The 11,004-nt window shown below is 53.5% G+C and carries 8 protein-coding genes; 3 read left to right on the forward strand and 5 right to left on the reverse strand.

All coding sequences use genetic code 11. The features are described 5' to 3' along the window. Positions 1–13: 13 nt before the first annotated feature. The gene (locus tag BLR09_RS01790; RefSeq protein ID WP_093196907.1) at positions 14–724 is read right to left on the reverse strand and encodes a LytR/AlgR family response regulator transcription factor; all 711 of its coding nucleotides are present in this window, start codon (positions 722–724) and stop codon (positions 14–16) included. Then, positions 702–1,832, reverse strand: coding sequence for a sensor histidine kinase (locus BLR09_RS01795; RefSeq protein WP_093196909.1), 1,131 nt, complete (start codon positions 1,830–1,832; stop codon positions 702–704). The genes BLR09_RS01790 and BLR09_RS01795 overlap by 23 nt, the downstream gene beginning before the upstream one ends. Positions 1,833–2,092: 260 nt before the next feature. Between BLR09_RS01795 and BLR09_RS01800 the strand changes: the two genes are divergently transcribed. From BLR09_RS01800 to BLR09_RS01810, 3 genes are all read left to right on the forward strand, one after another. Continuing rightward, positions 2,093–4,546, forward strand: coding sequence for an outer membrane beta-barrel family protein (locus BLR09_RS01800; protein WP_093196911.1), 2,454 nt, complete (start codon positions 2,093–2,095; stop codon positions 4,544–4,546). An 89-nt stretch (positions 4,547–4,635) separates the two neighbouring features. Beyond that, positions 4,636–5,559, forward strand: coding sequence for a bestrophin family protein (locus tag BLR09_RS01805; RefSeq protein WP_093197810.1), 924 nt, complete (start codon positions 4,636–4,638; stop codon positions 5,557–5,559). A gap of 141 nt (positions 5,560–5,700) precedes the next feature. Next, positions 5,701–7,641, forward strand: a complete 1,941-nt coding sequence (locus tag BLR09_RS01810) for a cellulase N-terminal Ig-like domain-containing protein (RefSeq protein WP_143010990.1) — start codon at positions 5,701–5,703, stop codon at positions 7,639–7,641. Between the two features lie 431 nt (positions 7,642–8,072). Here the strand turns inward: BLR09_RS01810 and BLR09_RS01815 are convergent, their stop codons facing one another. The 3 genes from BLR09_RS01815 to BLR09_RS01825 all read right to left on the reverse strand — a co-directional run bounded on the left by BLR09_RS01815 (position 8,073) and on the right by BLR09_RS01825 (position 10,738). After that, on the reverse strand, positions 8,073–8,675 hold the full coding sequence (locus BLR09_RS01815; protein WP_245689853.1) for a carboxylesterase family protein: 603 nt from the start codon (positions 8,673–8,675) through the stop codon (positions 8,073–8,075). A gap of 213 nt (positions 8,676–8,888) precedes the next feature. Next, positions 8,889–9,323 (reverse strand): hypothetical protein, encoded by a 435-nt coding sequence (locus tag BLR09_RS01820; RefSeq protein WP_093196916.1) that lies wholly within the window; start codon positions 9,321–9,323, stop codon positions 8,889–8,891. 236 nt (positions 9,324–9,559) lie between these two features. Then, positions 9,560–10,738 carry a hypothetical protein gene (locus BLR09_RS01825; RefSeq protein WP_093196919.1) on the reverse strand — a complete coding sequence of 393 codons (1,179 nt, stop codon included), beginning with the start codon at positions 10,736–10,738 and terminating at the stop codon, positions 9,560–9,562. Between the last annotated feature and the right edge of the window lie 266 nt (positions 10,739–11,004).

Genomic DNA, 11,004 nt, shown 5'->3' on the forward strand with positions numbered 1-11,004 from the left:
AGCATTTTCATACCTACTTCTTCCAGACATTATCTGCCAAAACCCGGCTCAATACTTCCTCCCGCTGCTGGCGGCTGATCGGAATCCGGTGGGAACCGATGAAAATCTCATTCCCTTCGATGGCGTCAACCTTGGACCGCGCAACGAGGAAGGATTTATGTACCCGAACAAAGGAAGATGCAGCCAATTCCGTCTCTATATCTCTCAGGTTCAGGAGTGTAACATACTTCCCGCGAGTCGTAAAAATGGTGACATAATTCTGCAACCCTTCGATGAACAGGATATCGTCGACGTAGATTTTTTCGTATTTACTTCCACACTTGATAAATACATAGGCAGGTGCAACCGGCGCCGCGGGTCGCAACCGCAAGTCACATTGCTCTTTTGCTTTCCAGGCAGCTCTGACGAATCGGTCGAATGTGATGGGTTTCAGCAGGTAGTCGAGTACATTCAACTGGAATCCTTCCAGCGCAAAACTCGGATACGCTGTTGTCATGACAACCAGCGGTGGGTTCTGCGTAATCTTCAGAAAATCAATGCCGCTCATCTTCGGCATCTGAATATCCAGAAACAGCAGATCCACGGACTGCTGCTCAAGGAGCGTCAGCAATTCCACGGGATTGGAGCAGGTGCCGCTCAGCCGGAGGAAGTCCACTTCCCGGACATAGCTCGAAAGCCCCTCCCGCGCGAGGGGCTCGTCGTCAATGATAACGCAGTTGATCATACGATTCGAGGTTGATTTCAACAGACTCGGCAAGCGTCAGTTCCAGGTCGACGTCGAATGACGCATCATCCGACCGGATCGACAGCCTGTGCTTTCCCGGGTAAAGCAGGTCCAGCCGTCGCTGCACATTTTTCAGTCCCAGCCCGCCCGAACGAACAGCCTCTTTCTCCGCCAGACCGGACGTGGTATTATGGACATGGACGAAGAGCCGGTGATCTTCGAGCGTCAGGTGAATGGCGATCTCGCTCGGCCGGTCCGTCTCCCGGGAAACATGCTTGAACGCATTTTCAACAAAAGACATCAGCACAAAAGGCGCGATGCAGAGGTGATCTGCTGGTGGCACATCGATGTTGAGTACGACGCCGGTCGCCCGGTCCATCCGCAATTTCTCCAGTTCCACAAAATTAATCAGATAGGTAATCTCCTGAGAAAGAGGAATATACTGATCGTTGCACTCGTACAGTTGGTAACGCAGCAAATCCGAAAATTTGGCCAGTGAATCGGATGCCTTATCCGGATTCCGGTGAATCAGGAAAAAAATAGAGTTGATGGAATTGAACAGAAAATGTGGGTTAAACTGGTTGCGAAGGAAGGTCAGCTCGGCTTCCAGCTTTTCCTTTTCCAAAAGTTGCTGCCGCTGCCTGGTTTGTATCCAGTTTTTTGTCAGTTTGATACTCATGGCAAGCGTCAGACTCGCGACGGTCGACGGCAGTGCATTCCCCAAAAACTGAAAGAAACATCCGCTTTTCGTATCCCCACCATACAGCTCATGAAGGGAATGGCCGGTCACCGCTGCGCTGAAATAGTACCCGCCGATAATACCGAGCGTCGCGCAGGCGATGGTACCCAGCAACCAGATACCGTATAAGCCGAACCTACTCGTTTCCAGATACTTAGGCAACAAAAAATACAAATTAAAATAGGTTGCCAGCGCCTGAAATACTACATAAAAACTGAACTTGATGGTATAGGGAAGGTACAGCAGCGACTCCCAGGCCTTGACGGGATTGCCCAGCGTCACGATCCACCACAGGTAATGGTACACCAGCCAGAACGGAAGGTGATAGAGTTTAAATCGAAAGAACCAGTTCGGACGGGCGGAGCGCATAGGTCTGCGTAGTCGGGAAATCGCTTCTAAAACAATATAGCTCTATTTGTCGGTTTTCCCGGGTGGAAACGGACGACCGGTTCCGGGAAATTGACCAACTGTTCCGGAGACTGTACGATCGTCCGCTTTGACACAAAAGGAGTCTCTTCCGCCGGACAGCTATCAGAAACAGCAGGTTGTCAAGTAGTTACCATCGCTGATCCCGCAATTTTCCAGGTTTCAGGGCTTTCCGGTCTTTTTGTCCGGAAAATGGGTCCTGTATGAAAACTCCCCTCCTGCTGTTGCTGTTATCCGTCGCCTCGTTTGGCGTAAATGCCCAGGTATCCGGTCGGATAACAACTACCACCGGCGCGCCCGTGCCTTTTGTACCGGTTGTACTTCTCCATAGTCGTGATACAACGCTGGCCGACGCCGGGGCAACCGACGAACGGGGAGCATACCGCCTGAACGCTCCAAAGTCGGGCAGTTACCTATTGAAAATCAGTGGACTAGGTTATCAGCCAGCGTACTCGTCCGTATTTTCACTGCCTGCTTCCGGAGCAGCGCACGAGATGGAGAATATTGTACTTTCTGAAGACACGCGTCAGTTGGCAGAATTAGTCGTCCGGTCGGCGAAGCCTACCATACAACAAACACCGGAAGGTACCATCATACGGGTTGCCAACAGCGTCTTGGCACGCGGAAATACCGTGCTGGGTATGCTGCAGCAATCGCCGGGCATTACGATCGATTATCGAAATAACAGCCTGGCACTCAACGGAAAAAGCGGGGTAGCGGTCATGCTCAACGGAAAACTGCTCCGCCTCCCACCGGACCAGGTCGTCTCCTTTCTCAACGGCATGAGCGCCAATAACCTGGCAAGTATTGAGCTGCTGACAACGCCGGGAGCCGGTCATGACGCCGAGGGAACTGCTGGAATCATCAACATCGTCACGCAAACCCATGAAAATCAAGGCACTAACGCTTCGTTGACACTTACTGGCGGCTATGGTTGGGGTGAAAAGGGAAACGGAACCGCGACGGTCACTCACCAGAACGGCCGGTTCAGCCTGTTTGCAAGCTATTCCTTTCTGCGCGACCGAACGTATAGTAGTATCGGTATTGACAGCCGGCAGGACATGCCTTTTTTCGGGGGACCGCTTCACGTATTGGTCCGGAACACAACGCAGGCACGGCAAACCAACCACGATGCACAGGTAAGTGCCGACTGGCGGGTTTCCGCCCGATCGGCGCTCCGCGCGCAAGTAAGCCGGAATACGAGTAGCCGGCTGTCAACCGACTGGAATACAGCCCGTTACTACCTGGTTAAAGATTCCGTCCTCTATTTCAACGGCGAAATCAACGGAGACAACCGGTGGCAAAGTACTACGGGCAGCCTTGACCTTAATACACGCCTCCGGAACGGAGCCTCGTTTCACGCGGGCGCTGACCGTATTTACTTCAGCAGTGAAAGTCCATCGGAGGTACGGGCCACGTTTGCTGACGATAGCGGCGAGCCCGCAGGAAGCGGCGACAGCCTTCTGGCACCCCGGCAACGCGGATACGCGCGAACGGGCATTCAGGTGAATGTCGGGAAAGTCGATTACGTGCAGGAGCTCTCCCGCCGCTGGAAAATCGATGCCGGACTCAAAGGTACCTTCACCCGAAACCAAAGTGAAGCCGGTATTCAGAGTTTGTTGAACGGGCAGTGGGTAAACCGTACTGAAACAACCGGCGAACTCGTCATGCGCGAGCGCATCGGCGCTGCCTATGTTTCGGCGAAATCTGTGCTGTCGCCCGCGTTGACACTGATCTTCGGCCTGCGCTTCGAGTATGCGCACACCCGGATGACCGACCCACAGACTCAAGCCCTCCTTGTAGATCGGAAGCAGGGAATTTTCTTTCCAAATCTCTCTTTAGTAGTTCGAATGACTGACCAATCAGAGCTATCTGTTTCGTTTTCAAAACGTATAAACCGGCCAACGTACCAGGATTTGGCGTCTTTTGTCCGGTATAGTGATCCTTCGGCGGTTTATACCGGGAATCCCTTGCTGAGATCCGGCATAACCACCAATCTGAGGGTTGCCTATAGCCGGCCGGCGTATGTGCTGTCGCTACTCCTGAGTCAGGACGACAACCCGATCGCGCGGTATCAATTATCCGAAAGTCCGCTGCGGAATCTGCTGTACGTCGGCCCGCAGAACCTCGCCTGGCAGAAAAACATCACGCTGCAGCTGACCCTTCCCTGGAAAGTATCCGACTGGTGGACAATGAGCTACGACCTTTCCGGCGGATGGCGCAGCTTTCGTGCCGACCATACGCCGGCGCCTGTCGAGAAAAACTACATCGGCTATTCCCTGAATACGACCCATACGCTGACATTGCCACAAAAATGGGCGGTGGAAGTCTCCGGCTGGCTGGCGTCAGCTACTTACAATGGCACCATCCGCGTCGGCGCGATGGGCGCTGTCAATGCAGGTGTCCGGAAAGAGCTCAAAAAAGGCCGGATTCAATTGACGGTAACGGATTTACTCCGGACGCTGCATATCGACAGCTACTATGGCGCGGTCACGCAGGAGGCTTTTTCTATCCGTAATCACGTCGGAATAGACACTGAATCCCGCGTTTTTCCGATCGTCAAACTGACCTGGTCGCGCTCGTTCGGCAGTACCGGCCTGACCAAACGGCAGGACGACAGCCCGAAAGAGGAACGATCCCGTCTGACCAACCCATAGAAAGTGATACATTGCACCTGCCGGCTGCCCGGTATGCGGCGGAGGCGCTGTTATATTTGCCGCAAATCCCGCAACCGCGGAAATTCTGCATGATTCAGCGAAAAAAGGAACATTGGTTCAAGATGCTTTTTGTGTGGCAGGGGTCGGTGCTGCCGCAACTGTTGCCGCGATTACTGGTGCTGTTCGTGCTGTCCTGCGGCATCGTGTATGCCAACGGAACGCTTTATAGGTACAAAATCCCGCTGAGTCCGGCTCCCTTTACCATTTTTGGCGTGGCGATGGCGCTGTTTCTCGGTTTTCGGAACAATGCCAGCTACGACCGGTTCTGGGAGGGGCGCAAGCTATGGGGCGCATTGCTGAACGATACCCGCTCGCTGGCCCGGCAGTCGTTCACGCTGACCAACTACGAGTTAACATCTGCTGAAGTCCGGCACTTTACACAACTATTAATTGCCTTTACCTATAGCCTCAGGCACCAGCTCCGGAAGACAGATCCGAGCTTCGATTTACAGCGGCTTCTCCCCTCCCCGCTCTTTGAAAGCCTCAAAGCGGGACTGTATAAACCGGTGTTGTTGATGCGGGAAATGGGACTCTGGACAAAAGAAGCCCGGAAAAACGGGCAATTCGACGCTATTGGTCAGGCAGCGATGGATGGAAACCTGAACAAGCTGTCCGATATCGTCGGAGGTTGCGAGCGAATCGCGTCGACGCCCATTCCATATACGTACCAGGTACTTCTTCACAGGACAGTTTATCTCTACTGTTTTCTGTTGCCTTTTGGCCTGGTGGATAGTCTTGACTGGCTGACTCCGTTTGTGACGGTTTTCGTCGGATATACCTTCGTCGCCTTTGAAGCCATCGCCGATGAACTGGAGGAGCCATTCGGTACCGAACCGAACGACCTTCCGCTCAATGCCATCAGCCGCATGATCGAGATCACGCTGCTGGAAACGATCGGGCTGCCGACTCCGGAGCCGGTGAAGGCAGATCCGGAACATTATACATTGGATTGACGTAGGTGCTTTCGGGTACTTTCCGCTTCTCCCATAGCTGAAACGAAAGCTATTTTCTGGGAACGTTCCCGTAGAATTCGTCAACTTCCCGCCCTGCCAAAAGAGGTATCCATGCGTTATTTGACTGAAATACGCATGCCTATGAACCTCTTATCACCTGGAAAATTTGTTTTTGCCTTACTGTTAGCTACTGGTACGTTATTCGCTCAGACCAGCCCGTTATCTGTTCCATTGGTTAATCAGGCGGGGTATAACCGCGGAGAATCCAAACGGTTTGTCTGCTATGAAGCGCCTGATCAGACCTCCTTCGACGTTGTCCGGAAACGGGACGGGCAGGTTGTTTTCTCCGGAAAAATGAAAAACGGTTCGGGAGATTTTACCCGTTTTGATCCGAAAAGTTCGACAGAGGAGTACATCATCCGAATACCCAATCGAAATCCTTCGGTACCGTTTCGTGTTGCCAGCTACTTCATGGAGGGGCTTTCCTCCAAACTGGCGTATGATTTTTTCGTAGATGTTCGTGGGTCGTTGGACCCTGTTCACTCGAATGAAGCAAAAGTATACGGCGGTGGTCCCTCCCGTGACTGCGGCGCGTACGGGCTGGAGACGACTTTTGAAGCCCTGTTCTACGCCTCCAATCCTGCGCTGTTTGACCGTTGGAAGACCGAACTCGGAAACAACCAGGTACCTGACCTCCTTGCGCTGCTGCTCTGGCATGCAGAATTTGCCTATCACCACGTCGATTACGACGGTCCGGTTGCCAACCGCCACGGCGATCTCGGTTACGAAGGGCAACCCCGCATGCAGTACGACTACTGGAATACCCTCGATCAGCTGGCTGCGGTGTGCGCTGCTTACCACGCGTTTCTCAAGCCCTATCTTCCCAGGGAAACCTATGAAAAATACCGCAACGAATGCCGGAAGCGTTGGGAAGCGTACGATCGCCATAAAGTAGTCCGCCACTGGACGTACAGTACCAAGTGGGTGGATCAGGGCTTTCAAGAGTTCAATGAAATGGGAAATGCCTACGGCCAGTCGGTTTTTAGCAACCTGTTTATGTACCTCAGCGAACGTGCTGAACCGGACGGACAGCCGGAGAAATACCTTCGCTGGGCGCAGGAAAGTGCAGAAGACATCATCCGCAATTGGAATTTCGACAATCCCCGTCATATGTGGTGGATACGGAACGCCGAACATATTACACCGCAGGCGCTGGCTTTTTTCCTGCTCGTCGCGCCCGACAAGGCGCCTGCCGGTACACGTGAAAAACTGATGGCCTGGCGCGACCACATGAAAGCCCGGACGAACAACGTCTGGAGGTACCGTGTGCACAGTGATACCGAGTGGGCGCATCCTAAAACAAAGGAGCTTGGCGGCGCTCCGGCATTGGGCGGGTCGATGTTTGCTGTGGCCCATCTTCTGAATGATCCTGCATTACGGGCAATCGGCTGGGCGCAGGTTGATTTTGTTTTCGGCGTTAATCCCGTTGGCGCGCACCTGAGCAACAAAAGCCCTGAACGACTGGCTATCAGCGGATACTGGGAGGGCGTTGAAACCGGCTGGCCGCAGGCGCATCCCAACGGATACGGGCAATTGGGGAAAGTACGGGGTACGCTGGACGGCACGCCACTCGACGGCCAGTTTCCACGAAAAACTACCGATTCCCAAACGGCCGCGAAACCGGCCGATTCTAAATCGGACCAGATCGGTCTGAATGCTTATGCCACCGAAGGTTGGTCGGTTTCCAACCGTGGCTGGATGACCACGTTGACCTTTGCCCCGCTCGGTACGCAAAAGCTGCGGGTACTGGGTAAAAACGGAAAGCCCGCAAAAGAAGTACGGGCAGGCGAAACCGTGACACTGGAGCTGACTGCGCCCCTGAACCTCGACCCAGCCGTTACGGAAAGCGGCACGGTGTGGATTTCGACCGACGGACAGGACCCTATCCGTCTTACCGTTCAGGAAACTGCGCCCGACTCCGGTGTTTTCACCACAAACTGGCGGGTCACTGCACAGAAAAGCGTCATTGTATCCTATGGTTACTGGGGCCTGGGCGTGCAACAAACACTTTCTGTCCGCTAAATAATATCCGGAGATTTTTTGATACCGGATTTTGATCGCCACCCGGCTTTTCCTCTTTGAGGGAAAGGGCCGGGTGGTTTGTTTCCGGGTTTTGCGGGGATGGGGAAAACCCCGCTCAAATTTTTAGCTTGTTTCACTAGAATGAATATTCAATCGTATGTGGAAAAATAAGGATTAAAGACTGAAAATCAACTCGTTGTTTAGATGAAATCTTTCGTTTTAGAATTCATCCGGCCGCCGAAGAACATCGGCCTAAAAAGCCTGCTCCTGGAAAGGAATATCCTCTCCGGAGCAGGCCTTTCTCACTATACCCCGTAAAACAGGGGGATATGGTTTACCTGATTTTATAAATTTAGATTCGGATTTAATACCCGGCTATTGCTGCGCCGGGCTCGTTCCGGGAGACGCTTCGGCTCCCGGAACTTTTTGTTTTATCGGTGCCGGCGAAGCAGCCAGTTCACCCAATCGGAGTTGGCATAGTAGGTCTGAATACCATGTCCCTCCCCTTCCAGCCGCGTGAATCGCACGTTTCCGCCGCATTCCTGTAATCTACTGACCAGTCGTTCGGTAACATGGATCGGGATGACGTCATCCGCCGTTCCATGAAGCGTCCAGACCGGTACCTTGCGCAGGTTGCAAATTTGGGTGGAGTCGTCGCATCCGCCGCATAATGGCAGAATCGCGGCGAAATGGTCAGGATAGGCTACCGCCGTTTGCCAGGTTCCGTAGCCGCCCATGCTGATACCGGTTAAGTATATACGCTTTTTGTCGATCCTGTATTTTTGGGTAAGTTCGGCATACAAGGGTTCGAACCAGTTGTCGGTCGACCAGTACTTCCCCTCCGGGCATTGCGGGGAGGCGATGACGAAGGGAAAATTCCGGCCGTCGGCTACTTCCTTCGGTGGACCGTATGCCTTCAGCTTCTCCAGGTCATTTCCCTTCTGACTACCGCCATGCAGGTAAATAACGAGGGGAAACGCCTCTGCAGACGCAGCATATTCTTTCGGAAGATACAGCAGATAGGGATACGACACCCGTGGTTTCGACTGCGGCCGCCCTGGAAGGACGGCCGCTATCACAAAGATAAAATTCAACAAGAACCGGGTAAACATGGGCAAGATAGAATCTTATATACAAGGTACCCGATCTTCAATGAATCCGTTCACAGGTACGACGATTCCCCCATTTTCTCCGACATATACCACGTTTTCATCGAAAATATGCGATGATTACCGCCCGAAAGCGGCTCACCACTCTGCAAGCGAATTCCCCCTGGCAATGACCTGGTTCGCCTTCGCATCAAACCGGACGCTTTCACCTCCGATTTTCCACGGGTGATGGGCAGTAATGCCGTTGGGTGTGGCGACCATATCAGCCGAAAGGCCCGTCGGCGCGGTACCCATCACCAGCTGTCCGGTGGTATTTACAGAGGTGAGATAGGTAATCACCGCCACATACCCGCTCCGAACGGGCTGATAGTCGATCTTTTTGACCCGGCAGGGTAACGCCTCATGGGTACGGCGCTCGTGAAAGTCGGAAATACGTTCGTTCAGTTCTTTCTGTGAAGTGGCGAGGACTTCTCCGTTGGGTGCGGTGAGGTCGGTTTCAAAATGGGCATACGTTTGCCGCTGGCAGGAGGCAACGGTCAGCAGGGATATCCCCCAGATCAATAAGGTCTTCATGGCTAATGATTTAGAAGTGAAGTCCTTAAGTTGGGAGAACGATGTATACCGCACAAGGTGAGAGTTGTTTCAGTGCAGTATTTCAGGGGGATTCGGGCTGTTTTTCAGGGAAGAATACAATTAATAAATGTTAAGTGTACGATTGCCCCGCCATAAACGGATAGTCTGTGTAGTCTGTGTAGTCTGTGAAGTCTGTGAGAAAAATCAGCTCACAGACTTCACAGACTACACAGACGCTAAAACCGGATTCCGTCCGTATCCGCCAGCCGCGCGATAATCCCCCATCCATAGAAATAATTCGCCAATCCGATCAGTACTTCATTCTTCCCCTGCTTCAACGGTAATCGAATGGCAGCGTTTTCAATCGTACACCGGCCGTCGTTTTTTGCATTAGGCGTTCCAAAATAGTTCTTACCGACGTACGTAATCTGTCCATTCACCAACAACCATACTTCGTCACTAAATCCGAGGTTCAGCGTCTTTTCCTGCGCCTTATCGGAATAGATTGTCGTTTTCAGCCACGCGAGCCGTCGTCCGTCGCGTTCGGTACTACCATAAAGAGGCGTCAGGTTGACGATACCGCGCCGGTTGGCGTCTACTACCTCCCAGCGGGCGGTACTGTCGGGTACTTCCGATTTGGCAAGCGTGCCATACATACTCGGCAAGGGATAGATCGGCTCCCGGCCAAACGGGAAATTGATCGGGCCTGTTGCCTGCCAATGCCGGAGGTAGCGCGTGTCGGTCGCCAGGGGTGGGTACGTCGGCTCCGTTCCCAGCTCCGCCGGCCGCCGCGGATCGACGGTCAGATTGGCATAAATCACGTTTCCGGAGAGCGAAATCCCGCCGGAAGTCGTCGACGCCTCCAGGTACGGTACGTGCAGCGCCGGGTGCGTCATGTCGTTGACGTAGACGTTCATCTTGCTGTCGGCCACGACGAGCTTCACGTGGTTCCAGCCCTCCTGACGGATGGTCGCGCCGGTCTGGTACTCGTCGGCAAGGTCCCACATGCTCACGCCGTCAACGATGGGCGCGTACTGGATCGTCCACCTTACTTCCGGCGTCACGGGACCGAAGGAACGGATGTAGAAATTCTCTCCGTATTTCTGATCCGGTGACATCCGGAAACTGATACCGGGGAAGCCCATGCCTACCAGCTCAACGTCAAACTCAATCGTCCCTTCGGTGAACGTGTGATTTTTGAGGAAGACCTGGTAGGCGGTCTTCGGCTTGTTTCGGATGGCTTTTACGGAACGGTGGGTAATAAACTCGGCTCTCGTGGAGTCGTATTGCCAGTAGGCAGGCTCCATCGGGATGCGGAGAATGGGGTCGGACTTCGCAGCCGACTTTTTAGGATTTTGCGCGACAAGCGGGCTCACAGACAGGCACGTGAGCAACAGGAAGAGGATCCGGGTCATGGCGTTTGTTTTGTTCGGGAGACATCGGGCCGAAAGGTAGAAACACCCGCCACCGGGACCTGTTCAGCGGTTGTTCAAGTCTGTTCAAGATGTAGAGGGCTGATTATGAGCGGCTATTGTGCAGGGGGCAGAGGGCAGGGGGCGTAGCAAAGACGGCTTTCTCCCCCGGTAGTTGAGCCCCGTCGAAACCTCCGGCAGCCCTATTTTTTCATCCCAAACTCACTCGCTCGCTGGTTTCGACGGAGCTCAACCACCGGCTATTGTGC

The organism is Siphonobacter aquaeclarae (assembly GCF_900103285.1).
In the GTDB taxonomy this organism is placed as follows: Bacteria; Bacteroidota; Bacteroidia; order Cytophagales; family Spirosomataceae; genus Siphonobacter; species Siphonobacter aquaeclarae.